The organism is Chryseobacterium sp. MEBOG07, assembly GCF_021869745.1.
Classification (GTDB): Bacteria; Bacteroidota; Bacteroidia; order Flavobacteriales; family Weeksellaceae; genus Chryseobacterium; species Chryseobacterium viscerum.
On the sequence record NZ_CP084579.1, the window covers coordinates 2,648,408 to 2,662,805 of the forward strand.

Consider the following 14,398-nt stretch of genomic DNA (forward strand, 5'->3'; position numbering starts at 1 on the left):
TAAAAATTATATACATGAAAGAAGTATTCATCGTTTCCGCAGTAAGAACACCTATGGGAAGTTTTATGGGAAGCTTATCAACAGTTCCGGCTACAAAACTGGGAGCAACTGCTGTAAAAGGAGCATTAGATAAAATCGGTTTAGATCCTAATGCTGTTCAGGAAATCTATATGGGAAATGTTCTTCAGGCAGGAGCAGGTCAGGCGCCGGCTCGTCAGGTAGCTTTAGGAGCAGGTCTTTCAATCAATACACCTTCTACTACAGTAAATAAAGTTTGTGCTTCAGGAATGAAGGCTGTAACAATGGCTGCTCAGGCAATCAAAGCTGGAGATGCAGAAGTAATTGTTGCAGGAGGTATGGAAAACATGTCTTTAGTTCCTCACTATTACAATGCAAGAGTCGCTACAAAATTAGGCGATATCAAAATGCTAGATGGGATGGTGCTAGACGGTCTTACAGACGTATACAACAAAGTACATATGGGAGTTTGCGCAGAAAAATGTGCAGTAGACTATAATATCACAAGAGAAGATCAGGATAACTTCGCTGTAGAATCTTACAAAAGATCAGCAAAAGCTTGGAGCGAAGGTAAATTCAATGAAGAAATTGTACCGGTTTCTATTCCTCAAAGAAAAGGAGAACCTGTAATCTTTGCTGAAGATGAAGAGTACAAAGCAGTAAACTTCGACAGAATTTCAACACTTCCAACAGTTTTCAAAAAAGAAGAAGGTACCGTAACAGCAGCTAATGCATCTACTTTAAATGACGGAGCTTCTGCATTGATCCTTGTTTCAAAAGAAAAAATGGAAGAATTAGGATTAAAGCCTTTGGCAAAAATCGTTTCTTATGCTGATGCAGCTCACGAGCCTGAAAACTTTACAACTGCTCCGGCGAAAGCATTACCTATCGCTCTTAAAAAAGCAGGATTAGAGGTTTCAGATATCGATTTCTTCGAATTCAATGAAGCTTTCTCAGTAGTAGGATTGGCAAACAATAAAATCTTAGGATTAGATGCTGCTAAAGTAAACGTAAACGGAGGAGCGGTAGCTTTGGGACACCCACTGGGAAGCTCAGGTTCAAGAATCATCGTTACATTGATCAACGTATTGAAGCAAAATAATGCAAAATACGGTGCTGCAGCTATCTGTAATGGCGGTGGCGGAGCTTCTGCTATCGTGATTGAGAACATATAATATTCTGTTTTATAATATATTACCATTAAGGAATCGATAATTTTTTTAAAAACTTATCCATTTCTTAATGGTTTTTCTATTTTTGTGCTACTAATATTTATTTGAAATGTCTGAAACTGAGAATCGACACCCTAAAAACATAAAGAATAATCCGAAGATTATGAAAGCCTGGGCGGTATATGACTGGGCAAACTCCGTTTATTCCCTTGTTATTACCTCTACTATTTTTCCGATCTATTATTCTATCCTTACCACGGCTTACGAGAAGAAAGAGTATATCGCGGAAACAAAATCATGGATTGATGTTCCCGTAAGACATATGATCAAAATTTTTGGAGAAGAATACAAACCGGATACCGTGTACGGATATTCATTAACGATATCTTTCCTTATTGTTGTATTGCTTTCACCATTTTTATCTTCTTTGGCAGATACAATCGGAAACAAAAAATCTTTCCTACAGTTCTTTTGTTATTTAGGAGCCACATCATGTATGGGATTAGCCATGTTTACGGGGATGCATAATGTATTTCTGGGGCTTCTCTTCAGTATTACGGCAAGTGTCGGTTTCTGGGGAAGTCTGGTGTTTTATAATTCCTTTCTTCCGGATATTGCCACACCGGACAGGCAGGATGCACTTTCTTCCAAAGGATATGTATACGGATATATTGGGTCTGTAGTTTTAGTGGTGATCTGTTTGATGCTGATTCAGGTTTTTGCCAAAGGGGCTGCACAGCAGTTATTATTTACAAGAATCAGTTTCTTGCTTACAGGAGCATGGTGGTTTGGTTTTTCTCAATATACATTCAAACACCTTCCACAGTTTGGAGACGTAAAAGATAAATTGCCTAAAGATCTTGTATTATTGAACTATAAAAATATTTTCAAAAAACATGAAGAGCAAGGGGGCTTTTTTGAAGTATTAAAAGATAATATGAGCTTCTATAAAGATATTGCTAAAGAAAGCTTTCATGAACTTTTTAAAGTAGGAAGAGATCTTTTCAAAGACAGGAACCTGAAGTTCTTTTTGTCAAGTTTCTTCTTTTACAGTGTAGGAATGCAGACGATTTTCCTTATGGCAACTTTATTCGGGAAAAGTGAGATTAATCTGGCTCAAGATAAACTTATCGGAACACTGTTAGTAATTCAGATTGAGGCTATTATTGGGGCTATTATTTTCTCAAGATTATCCAAAAGAATTGGAAACAGGAATGTTATTTCCATTGCAATCATCTTATGGATAGCTGCTTGTATATGGGCTTACTTCTTGAAGAAAGAAAGTCCAACCGTAGAATACCAGTTTTATGGAGTAGCTGCAGTGGTAGGTTTGGTAATGGGAGGGCTTCAGGCGATGTCCAGATCCACGTATTCAAAACTGCTTCCAGAAAACTCGATGGAAAACACTACCTACTTCAGTTTCTATGACGTATTGGAGAAAATTGCCATCATCATTGGGACATTCATCTTTGCAACATTGATAGAGTATTTCAATAATATGCGTATCGCAGCATTGTCAATGACCATATTCTTCGCTGCAGGATTAGTTTTAATCAGATTCCTGAAAGTCAAAATGAGAACAAACAGAGAAACTTTATAGAAAAATTAAAAGACGTTATTTTTAACGTCTTTTTTTATTTTAACGAATAAAAAACACTCATATAACTGTTTGATTTAATTTATTTATAGGGTTGTTACAAATGTTAGAATACAGCAATGATTTTTCACTATATGTTGATATTTTTTGTTTATTTGTAAAAATGATAAAATTATCAAAATAATGAAAAAGTTTCTATTAATTTGTTTTTTACAATGTTTTGCTCTGGGGTTTTCTCAGAAATTAAAACCTGTTGCTCAAAAAGTTTTGGAATATCATAATTCTAAAACTGAAATTAAAAGCTATGACTTATTTGAAGTGAATAAAGCTGCTGATAAGCTAGCTGAGTACAAACGTGCTGCAACAGACATTACAGTGATGTCTTTGAAGGCTGCAGAATTGAAAAGATTAATCAAAGAAAAACCTGATTTTCTTGAAATTTCTTTTCCTTTTGATGGTGGCAGACAGATCACTATTGAAATGTACAGGCATCAGATCTTAACCAACGATTTTAAAGTCGTTACAGATAAAGGCAAAACAGTAGATTATACACCAGGTGTTTATTATCAGGGAATTGTAAAAGGAGATAATTCTTCTATTGTAGCTTTTAGCTTTTTTAATAATGATATTGTAGGAGTTGCTTCTACACCCGAATTGGGAAATATTGTGGTAGGAAAAGCAAAAAACTCTGAAGACTTTGTAAGTTATTCAGATGCCAAGTTGACAGGTACTAATCCATTTGTTTGTGGTGTTGATGGACTCAAAGAAAATCAGTCTCAGAAAGTCTCTTTTAATCCTAAAAACGCAAATAATAAAAAAACGGATAATTGTGTAAGAATATACTATGAAGCCGGTTTTGGACCCTATACTCAAAACGGAAGTAATACTACCACTACCACTGATTGGGTGACTGCTATGCATAATAATGTCTCAACTTTGTATGCCAATGAGAATGTTAATGTGGCTCTAAGTGGGGTTTTTGTTTGGACCACTACTGATCCTTATACAGGATCACCAAGTGCAATTCTCAACCAATTTAGAACAACCAGAACTACTTTTAATGGAGATCTAGCACAGTTATTAAGAAATCCGGCTACAACAAGTATTGCTTATGTCAATGGATTATGTACTAATTCAAGGTATTCTTATTGTGGCGTCAACTTCACGTATCAGAATGTTCCAACGTATTCTTGGAATATAGAGGCGATGACCCATGAACTTGGCCATAATTTAGGTTCACCACATACTCATGCTTGCTTTTGGAATGGAAATAATACGGCAATTGATGGCTGTGGACCTGCATCGGGAAATAATGAAGGATGTAGTGCTGCCCTTCCTGCTGCCGGTGGAGGAACTATTATGAGTTATTGTCATTTGGTAAGTAGCGTGGGTATTAATTTTGCCAATGGTTTTGGTGTACAGCCGGGAACGCTGATCAGAAATACAATAAATTCAAAAGGATGTCTTGGGACTAATTGTACAACATCATGTCCTACATCGATCACGAATTTAAATATTGCAAATATTACCCAAACCTCTGCAAATGCTACTTTCACAGATGCTGCCTCAACATCCTGGAAGTATAAGCTTACGACAATTGACGGAACAGCCGTATCTAGCGGAAACGCCAATACACCGTCTTTCAATTTTGCAAGTCTTCAACCCGCGACTTATTATAAGCTGAATGTTGGAACTGATTGCAGTGGACCCAATGCTTTCCAGATATCAAGACTCTTTTTGACCGATGGTGCATGGTGTGATGGAACTCAATTTACAGATACAGGAGGTTCTGCAGGTCAATATAAAGACAATGAAGAACTTGTAAAAACTTTCTATCCTAGCTCCGGTTCTTCTATGAGCATGACATTTACTACATTCGATCTTGAACAGGGGTATGATTTTATGTATGTGTACAATGGTCCTTCTACCGCTTCGCCATTATTCACCAATGGAAATAATCTGAGTGGAACTACAGTTCCCGGTCCATTTACATCAACAGATCCTTCGGGGGCAATAACGGTAAGATTTATTTCAGATGGAGGAGTTACAGGAAATGGCTGGAATGTGAATTTTTCTTGCAATGTCTTAGCAGTAGAAGACATCAATATAAAAAATAATTCAATAGATATTTATCCAAATCCTGCCAAAAATATGATAACCCTCTCTTCAAAAGAAAGACTAAAAGGATATAAAATCTATGATGAAGCGGGAAGACTGATTATCTCTGATTCTTCTTTAAAAGGAAATAAAAAAGAAGTAGATCTTTCCTCAATTCAGACAGGAAACTATGTGATCACCGTAGAAACGGAGAAGCAGACCATCAACAAAAAGTTAATCAAAGAATAATTTCTAAATAAATTTATTGTAAAAGCCTGAGAATATCAGGCTTTTTTCTTATCTTTAATAGGTGAAAGAATGAAGTAAGCTCAAATAACTCGTATTTCGGTCTGAGTTTTGCTTATATTCAGCCGAATAATTTTAACTTTGCAAAAAGATTTATTGTCAACATGACCAACCCTCTATTTTATGCAAAAATAATTCTGTTTGGAGAATATGGAATGATTGAAGATTCCCAAGGACTTGTGGTACCCTACAGCTTCTATAAGGGAACCTTAAAATTTTCCGATCTGAGTTCTGAATTTGAACTTACCTCCAACAGACATCTGCAGAAATATTCTGAATTTCTTACAGCACTTGATCTTTCCGACGATTTTAAGTTGGATATTGAGAGCTTAAAAAATGATATTTCAAAAGGACTTTTCTTTGATTCTAACATTCCTCAGGGATATGGAGTGGGAAGTTCAGGAGCTTTGGTAGCTGCTATTTTTGAAAAATATTCAATCAGCAAACTCAATCCTGATAATATCTCAAAAGATAATCTTAAAAAATTAAAAGCTGTTTTCGGTGAAATGGAAAGCTATTTCCATGGTAAAAGTTCAGGGATGGATCCACTGATCTGTTATATGAACCTGCCGATTCTTATTGAAAATAAAGAAAACTTAGACAGGGTAGACATTCCGGAAGGAGAAGAAGGAAGAGGAGCTATTTTCCTGATCGATTCTGGGATTACAGGAGAGACAGGACCAATGATTCAGATTTTCTTTGAAAAAATGAAGACAGAAGGTTTCCGTAAAACCCTGAAAGAAGAGTTCATCCGTTACAACAACGCATGTATCGAATCTTTCCTTAAAAAAGATATGAATCCTTTCTTCAGAAACCTGAAAAAACTTTCTCACTGGGCTTATGAACATTTCCGTCCTATGATTCCTGAAAGTATTTTTAAGATCTGGAAAAAAGGTCTGGATTCTAACGCTTATTATCTAAAACTCTGCGGAAGTGGTGGAGGTGGCTATATCTTAGGATTTACCAAAGACTATGCAAAAGCAGAAAAAATGCTTGAAGGCTTCCAAAAAGAAGTGATTTACAGATTTTAAATAAGCTGGAATGAATTCTGAAAAAGAAACTTTCCAATCTAAAAACGATCTCTCAAAATCTCTATTTTACAGATTTTCACAATTCGTGGGCTTTTTGCTCGGAGCACGATTTTTTGTAGCTGCTCTGTTGACATTTGCCCTTTATGTTTCTACTTTTTTCCTGTTCAATCAGGATGAATCTTTCGGAAAATTCGTATTTGATTTCAAAGTACACGGTATTATTTTCTGTACCGTTCTTACCATTCTGGCGGGTGGCATCATCAATCAGTTTTATGATCTGGAGAAAGATCATATTGTAAAACCTTTCAGAACAAGGGTTCAGAGCTTTATCAAGCAGAAATACTTCCTATACGCTTATCTGGTACTCAGTGCTATTTCTTTAGGTGTAGCGTGGATGATTTCCCATAATGTCTTTGTTTTTTTTGTAGTCTATCAGTTCTTTATGTGGTTTTACAGCCATAAACTGAGCAGAATACTCATTGTAAACAACCTTACCTTTGTCAGTCTAACCTTATATCCTTTCTTTGGAATGATGGTATACTACGAAACCTTTTCCAAAAAGGTATTTCTGATGGCTGTTTTTCTTTTCCTTATCTTACTATGCATTGATATTGTGAAAGATACCCTTACCAGAAGTGTAGACAAAACGTTCGGATACATCACCATTCCTAATTATTTTAAAAGCAGGAACACAAAAATTATCCTGACTTCTTTACTGATGATTACCATGGCAGTTTCTATGAAAATCATCACCAAAACTGGTGTTACCGGATTCATGGCTTATTATTTTGCCGGAGGACTTTTTATCATGATACTGTGTATCTATCTTCTTATCAATGCTTCGAGAAGGAGTAACTTCTTCACATTGAATGTGTTGCGATTTTGGGTATTTGTAGGAATTATTGCGATGCTTTTAAACGGAATAGAGCATAAATTATAAAAAAATTCTTTAAATAAACTGAGGTTATTATTACCTTTGCATAACTAAATTTAATAAATAGGAATGTCCATTTTTAATGATACTAAAGTTGCATTTGCAGACAAGTCTGATGCACAATTGAGAAAGGCTTACTGGATGTTTAAAATGATTGAACAGCCCGCTCTTACAAGCCTTGGAACATCTGTCCTGAATTTTACAGTACACAACAACTTTCCTTTCGTTACCGGAATTGTAAAAAACACCTTATTTGCACAGTTCTGTGGCGGTGAAACCCGTGAAGAAAGTATGAAAGTGGTGAAACAGCTGTTCAAGAGAGGAGTTGGAAGTATTTTCGATTACTCTATTGAAGGGAAAGAAGATGAAGAAACTTTTGATGCAGTCTGCAAAGAGATTAAGGATATTATAAGATTCTCAGTGGGAAACCCGGCGATTCCTTTTATTGTATTTAAACCTACGGCTTTTGGAAGAATTGATCTTTATGAAGCAGTTGGAAAAGGGGCAGAGCTTACGACCAGTCAGAAAGAAGAATGGGAAAGAGTCGTGAAAAGATTTGATGAAGTATGTCGTCTTTGCCACGAAAATGATAAAAAAGTAATGGTAGATGCCGAAGAAACCTGGATGCAGGATGCAGCAGACCACCTTTGCGAGGAGATGATGGAAAAATATAACCAGGAAAAGCCTATTGTCTGGAATACGATTCAGATGTACAGAACCGGCAGACTGGAATATATGGAAGCGAATCTTCAGAGAGCAAGAGAGAAAAACTACTTCATCGGTTACAAGATTGTTCGTGGTGCTTATATGGAAAAAGAAAGAGCCAGAGCAGCAGAAAAAGGATATGCGGATCCTATTCAGCCGACTAAAGATGCTTCAGATAAGAACTACAATGCCGGAATCGACTTTGTGATGGATCATTTGGATAAAGTTTCAGCATTTTTTGGAACCCATAACGAAATCTCATCAGAGCTGATTATGGATAAAATGAAAGCAAAATCTCTTGAAAGCGGTAACCCGCATGTTTATTTTGGGCAGCTTTATGGGATGAGTGATAATATTACCTTCTATTTATCAAATAAAGGCTATAATGTGGCTAAATATCTTCCATACGGACCTGTAAAGGATGTTGTGCCGTATCTGACGAGAAGAGCCAGAGAAAACACTTCTGTAGCCGGGCAAACCGGAAGAGAGCTTGGATTGATCAAAAAAGAACTTGAAAGAAGAAAAAAATAATAGTATTGTTCTATATAAAACGATCAGGCCCGCAATTTTGCGGGTCTTTTTTATTGAAATTAACTCTATTAAAAATCCATAGTAATTTCTGAGTTGCCAGATTTGAAGACTTTATCTGAAATTAGTAATAATAAAAACAATAATCCATTATATTAATTATCTCTTAAAATAACCTTATTTTTATTGTTGATTTGATTTTAAATTTTTATATTTGATAGAGCCATAAAAACTAATGTATGAAAATGTATTCATTTACCTTTATAATTCTGCCATACGACAGGATCTCATCAGTATAATAAACAACAGTATTACCCTTATCAATAACCGAAATTGTAAAATACATAGGATGGGAGCAGATGATCATAATAAGATAAAACTCTATATACTGTATGCCCCATCAATATTTTAAAAATAAAATAAAGCAATAGCTTTAGTTTTCTTCTTCAAATATTTTTTAACCTGATCAATTTTCCTTGATCAGGTTTTTTTAGGGTTCAAAACTTTCGAATTTTCCGTTTTCGTAGAACAAAACAATACGCTTTATTTTACCTTGTTGATTACCAAATAGTTGTCCTAAAATCTGATCGCCAGAATTTTCTAATCGCTGAGAATCGGATATTTTTTCAGGAGCTTTATCTTGGGTCGGTATAAACGATTCTCCAGAGCCTGATTTTGGGGCTTCCGGTTCTGCTTCATCACTTCCGAATTCATCATCATCGTTCATCATGGTAAACAAGTCGGGGAGAGGAGTTGTTTTTATTTTTTCCTCATCAGTATGTTCTTCTTGAATTTCTGTTTCTGGCAGTTGAGATTTCAGCATCTCACCCTCGCCAGTAACCAACCAATCCCAAAGAAGTTCCGGGAAACGGGATTTTATTTTTATGATAAACTCAAGAGACGGTTTGTTTCTTCCCGAAGTAATATGGGAAATAGATGAACGCTGTACATCAATTTCATCAGCAAACTCTGAAGGGGTAAGATTGGAGTACTCTATAATTTTGGAAATTCTTTCATTTAAACTCATAAAAATAAGCCTTTAATTATTTTACAAATGTAACTCATATAATTTACAAATGCAAAATACAAATGTAAATAATTGAGATTATTGTTTATGTACATTTGTAACTTGTCGATAGTATGTTTTAAATCAATAGATTGTAACTAAATTACAATTGTATTAAATGATTATACTTATCCGTTATAAAATTCACCTGGATTCATTCAGCCGATACTATTTGACATATTATTACACCTAAATACTAGTTTAATAATGTAAATCGATGCTTTTTCAAAGGTTATTTTGTTCTTTAAACCCCTTAAAATTGATTGTTTACATTATTAATCAATAAAACTCCATCCCCTAGACAATAGACCTTATAAATACCTTTTAAAGGCTTATAATAAGCATTTAAAGGCTGTTACAAAGGTGAATTACTGATGTAAATACCTTATATAAGCCCCTATTATGCTTCATTTGAGAGAAATGTTATTTCTATTAAACAACTTTTCTTATTGCAAGCTAAAATGCTTAAAAAAACTTCACCCGAATTAAAATTTTCTGCTAAATTTTTGATTTTAGGATGTTTTACATTTGTATAAGCTTGTAAATTACTGAGTTTTCCACATTTTATATGTTTAATAAAATACCCCTCAAATGGCTTAAAACAGCTATTTTTCCACTTCAAGTGATGTTATAAATACGATTTATATAAACACTATAACTTGCTGAATTTTAGTATTTTGAATATATTGAATTATATTATTCGCAATCCACAATTTTATCAACAGACAAATTGTCTTTACAGGTTGTTTAATAATATTACAAATGTTAATAGTGTTTCTAAGTTTAAAAATAAGCGAATTTAATTATTGTAAACAATTTTCAAAACGGATGTCAAATGTAAATTGCTGGATTTTACTAATATTTACAAATGTTAATTTAAGTTTTTGCCCAAAAATCGTTAAATTTGATTTTTGTAAACTATTCCTAAAATGAATTTTGAACAGATCTATTCTCAAACCCCCGATTTCTCAAATCGCTATATTTCCCCTGAAAAATTATTTTCTTACCTACAGACCAATCTCGGCGATTATATTAAAGAGGTCGGAACATCTTATTTAGATAAGCCCATTTATCAGTTAAGCATCGGAACCGGAAACATTCAGATATTAGCCTGGTCACAAATGCACGGAAATGAATCCAACGCGACTCATGCCATGCTTGATCTTCTAATAAGCCTTGATAAAGCTCCTGAAATAAAAGAGGATCTTTTCAGTGAAATAAGACTGGATTTTATATTCATGCTCAACCCGGACGGATCTGAAAGGTGGACAAGACTGAATGCAGCCGATATTGACCTTAACAGGGATTTTCATAATGAAGCAAGTAAAGAGATTAAGTTTCTTAAAAATGCAGCAGCTTCAAAGAAGTATGATTATGCATTAAACCTCCATGAGCAGAGAACCATTTTCACAACAGATGGTATTCATCCCGCTACACTTTCTTTTTTGGCTCCTTCCGAAAATGTAGAACGTACCGTTACTGAAAACAGGAAAAAATGTATGGCAGTGATCGGAAGTGTATACAACCATTTAAAGGAAATGATCCCTAATCAGATCGGAAGATATTCTGATGAATTTTACCCGACTTCTACGGGAGACAACTTTATCAAAGCAGGAATGCCTACCATTTTATTTGAAGGAGGCCACTTTGTAGATGACTATACCAGAAAAGGAACCCGAAAATATTATACAATAGCTCTTTATTATGCGTTGAAGGCTATCAGTGAGCTTAACTCTGATATTACAGGTTGGGAAACGTACCTTGAAATTCCTGAAAACCAGGAAACCCATTATGATCTTATTTACAGAAATGTAAAATTGAATACAGATCATGAATGTATTTTGGATATAGCTGTTCAATACAGAGAGATCAAAGAAGAGGGGAAAGATGAAATTTCTTTTATTCCTTTTGTAATGGAAGCCGGAGACGTTAAAAAAAGAAAAGGCTGGCTGGAAATAGACTGTACCGGAAAGAAATTTATTTCTGCTACTAAATACCCGAAACTGGATTCCGTATTAGATTTTAAAATTGAAGACTAAAAGATTCTAAACATTATCACACTCATCAGAAGTGTTTGAAAAAGAAAATAAGTCAAAAAAATAACCTTATAAAACAAAATTCGGCAGTCCTTCAGGACTGCCGAATTTTTATTTTTATATCTGATTTCCGAATCTGGGAAGGTTCATAAAATTCATATTCAATAGGGATGGGCTTTAGCCAAAACCTAACCTTAGAAATATAGGATTCAGATTTTATACAATGATTAAAGCTTAGTTTACTACTTTAATTCCGTTCGCTACAAATCTGATCTCTTCTTTCGGCTGGGTAATTGCATCGATTTCAGCTTGAGGTTTTTTAGCATCTTCAGCATAATGTTTCTGCTCATTTACAGAAGTTACTTTTCTCTCAGCAGTTCCATCCAATACAACGGTTTTACCTTTTAAAGCTGTAGGTACAAAGAATGCATAGTCTTTCATTTTTACAAAAAACTTAGAATTGTCTTCTGTCTGAATAGTAAGCCAACATCCTTTTTTGTCACAGACATCAGTTACTTTTCCTTTAACAGCTACACCTTCAACCTTTTTGTTATCTTTTTTAAGCTGTTTATTCAATTTATCTACCGTGATAGCTTTAGATTCCACAGATGAAGTTACCTGATCTCCATAAGTGTCACCTACCAAAGCTTTTCCTTCTGGTGGACCAGACTGGGCAAATGCAAATGTAGAAGCAGTTAAAGCGGCAGCAAGTAATATAACTTTAAATTTCATGTTTAATATTTTCCCCAAAAATACTAATTAAAATTGAATCATAACAGAATAAAAAATGACAAAAAACAGGTGTTTTGAGGAATTTTTAATAAAATTCAAAATCAAAGACAGATTTGATTATATTTGACGCCTATACTTGACTATGCAGAAAAAACTGAAATTATGGGACGCTATCATGCTGGTGATGGGGTCTATGATCGGAAGCGGAATTTTTATTGTAAGTGCTGATATGATGCGGAATCTGGGGTCCGGATTCTGGCTGATTGTAGTGTGGGTGATCACAGGAGTGATGACAGTAGCCGCAGCAATAAGCTATGGAGAACTCTCCGCCCTGTTTCCGAAAGCCGGAGGACAATATACTTATCTGAAAGAAATTTTCGGAAAAAAGATGGGATTCCTTTATGGCTGGGGCCTTTTTACAGTAATACAAACCGGAACTATTGCTGCAGTGGCAATGGCTTTTGGTAAGTTTACAGCCTATCTTATCCCTTCACTTAACGATGCTGCTCCTATTTTTCAAAGTGGTGAATTTAAAATCACCTGGATCCAGATTCTGGCCATTGGAGTTATTGTTTTACTTACTTATATTAATACCAGAGGAGTAGAAAGCGGAAAAATCCTCCAGAATGTATTTACCGGTTCCAAAATTATTGCATTATTAGGTTTGATTGCTGCCGGTTTTATTTTGGTTGATATTTCTCATTTATCAGAAAACTTTAGCTGGGGATCAGATTCCTTTAGTAATCTTAAAAAAGATTTGAGTGGTAATTTCCTTAAAGAAGGCTGGGAACCCATTGGTGGCATGACTCTGCTGGGCGGAATTGCGGCGGCAATGGTAGGTTCTGTTTTCAGTTCTGTTGCCTGGGAAAGTGTGACATTTGTTTCCGGTGAAATTGACAATCCTAAAAAAAATGTAGTAAAATCGATGATCTACGGTACTTCTGCTGTAATGATTCTGTATATCGCGGTGAATTACATATACCTAAACGCACTGGATAGAGATGGAATAGCATTTGCAACCAATGACAGGGTAGCAGTAGCGGCTTCACAGAATATTTTTGGAAGTGCAGGAACCATTATCATCGCTTTATTAGTGATGGTTTCCACTTTTGGATGTAATAACGGATTGATCCTGGCGGGAGCGAGAGTTTTTCAGACCATGGCCAAAGACGGAATGTTCTTTAAGTCAGCGGTAAAAAATAATAAAAATGAAGTTCCGGAAAATGCTTTATGGATGCAAGGAGTTTGGGCTTCAATTCTGTGTCTGAGCGGGCAGTACGGAAACTTACTGGATATGATATCCTTTGTGATTGTTCTATTCTATATGATTACTGTTTTTGGTGTTATTTATTTAAGAATGAAAAAGCCTGATCTGGAAAGACCCTATAAGACATGGTTGTATCCGGTGACTCCTATTATTTACCTGATTATAGGATCTTGTTTCTGTATCTTATTGTTAATTTATAAGCAACAATATACGTGGCCAGGCTTTGTATTGGTATTATTGGGGCTTCCTGTATACTATTTCATCAACAGGAAAAAGGCAGATCATTAAAATAAAATACAGGATATAAAACATACAAAATATTCAGGGCTTTCAATTCAGTTTGAAGGCCCTGCTTTTTGAACAATATTTTAAAGTATTGTAATAATTATTGGGTGAAAATGTGTACTTTGGTATTTCGTTTTTAAATAAACAGGACCATGAAGTAAAAACAATAAGCTATGGATACACCAAATTACAGAATGCCTTTCGTACCGTCTACTTTAATGACCGAAGGCGGAAGTATCGATACCTGCGATATGGGGGAAAGTATTGCCCACAATATTATGCTGCTGATCACTACCAAAAAAGGAGAGAACAGATACGATGAAAACTATGGAAACGATGTTTGGAACCTTGAATTCGATAATGGAGTAACAAGTGCCATTTGGGAAAATGTTTTCGTCAAAAGCCTCAGAAGACAGATTCAGGAATATGAACCACGAATCGTAAACCCACAGATCGACGCACATATACAATTTGTAGAGCACAGCTACGATACTAAAGAACATACCGAAATTAAAAAGAAAGTAAGAATTGCTATCAATGCAAAAATGGAAGAAACAGGAGAACGTTTCAGTTTTTCAACAGAACTGTTTCTAAGCCCGATGTCTATTGATTAATATTTTTAAC

11 protein-coding genes are annotated in these 14,398 nt (G+C 35.1%); 9 read left to right on the forward strand and 2 right to left on the reverse strand.

Annotated elements, in window-relative coordinates:
- The first annotated feature begins 14 nt into the window (after positions 1-14).
- The 6 genes from LF886_RS12230 (at position 15) to LF886_RS12255 (ending at position 8,391) form a co-directional block, all read left to right on the forward strand.
- Positions 15-1,193, forward strand: coding sequence for an acetyl-CoA C-acyltransferase (locus LF886_RS12230; protein ID WP_236849824.1), 1,179 nt, complete (start codon positions 15-17; stop codon positions 1,191-1,193).
- Between the two features lie 106 nt (positions 1,194-1,299).
- On the forward strand, positions 1,300-2,790 hold the full coding sequence (locus tag LF886_RS12235; RefSeq protein ID WP_236849825.1) for an MFS transporter: 1,491 nt from the start codon (positions 1,300-1,302) through the stop codon (positions 2,788-2,790).
- A gap of 180 nt (positions 2,791-2,970) precedes the next feature.
- Complete coding sequence (locus tag LF886_RS12240; protein WP_236849826.1) at positions 2,971-5,133, forward strand: M12 family metallo-peptidase; 2,163 nt, start codon at positions 2,971-2,973, stop codon at positions 5,131-5,133.
- 161 nt (positions 5,134-5,294) lie between these two features.
- Complete coding sequence (locus LF886_RS12245) at positions 5,295-6,221, forward strand: mevalonate kinase (RefSeq protein WP_236849827.1); 927 nt, start codon at positions 5,295-5,297, stop codon at positions 6,219-6,221.
- Positions 6,222-6,231: 10 nt separating this feature from the next.
- The gene (locus tag LF886_RS12250; protein WP_236849828.1) at positions 6,232-7,161 is read left to right on the forward strand and encodes a UbiA family prenyltransferase; all 930 of its coding nucleotides are present in this window, start codon (positions 6,232-6,234) and stop codon (positions 7,159-7,161) included.
- A 63-nt stretch (positions 7,162-7,224) separates the two neighbouring features.
- Positions 7,225-8,391 (forward strand): proline dehydrogenase family protein, encoded by a 1,167-nt coding sequence (locus tag LF886_RS12255; protein WP_236849829.1) that lies wholly within the window; start codon positions 7,225-7,227, stop codon positions 8,389-8,391.
- Positions 8,392-8,878: 487 nt separating this feature from the next.
- Here the strand turns inward: LF886_RS12255 and LF886_RS12260 are convergent, their stop codons facing one another.
- Positions 8,879-9,415, reverse strand: coding sequence for a helix-turn-helix domain-containing protein (locus LF886_RS12260; RefSeq protein WP_236849830.1), 537 nt, complete (start codon positions 9,413-9,415; stop codon positions 8,879-8,881).
- A 968-nt stretch (positions 9,416-10,383) separates the two neighbouring features.
- Between LF886_RS12260 and LF886_RS12265 the strand changes: the two genes are divergently transcribed.
- Positions 10,384-11,493 (forward strand): M14 family zinc carboxypeptidase, encoded by a 1,110-nt coding sequence (locus LF886_RS12265; protein ID WP_236849831.1) that lies wholly within the window; start codon positions 10,384-10,386, stop codon positions 11,491-11,493.
- Between the two features lie 231 nt (positions 11,494-11,724).
- Here LF886_RS12265 and LF886_RS12270 read toward each other — a convergent pair whose 3' ends face one another.
- Positions 11,725-12,222: a DUF4920 domain-containing protein gene (locus LF886_RS12270; RefSeq protein ID WP_236849832.1), complete on the reverse strand. Its 498-nt coding sequence runs from the start codon at positions 12,220-12,222 to the stop codon at positions 11,725-11,727.
- A 142-nt stretch (positions 12,223-12,364) separates the two neighbouring features.
- On the opposite strand from LF886_RS12270, the gene LF886_RS12275 reads away from it, so the two are divergent.
- Together LF886_RS12275 and LF886_RS12280 are read left to right on the forward strand one after the other, a co-directional pair.
- Positions 12,365-13,777 carry an APC family permease gene (locus LF886_RS12275; protein ID WP_236849833.1) on the forward strand — a complete coding sequence of 471 codons (1,413 nt, stop codon included), beginning with the start codon at positions 12,365-12,367 and terminating at the stop codon, positions 13,775-13,777.
- A gap of 170 nt (positions 13,778-13,947) precedes the next feature.
- The gene (locus tag LF886_RS12280; RefSeq protein ID WP_103235398.1) at positions 13,948-14,388 is read left to right on the forward strand and encodes a GPW/gp25 family protein; all 441 of its coding nucleotides are present in this window, start codon (positions 13,948-13,950) and stop codon (positions 14,386-14,388) included.
- Positions 14,389-14,398 lie beyond the last annotated feature (10 nt).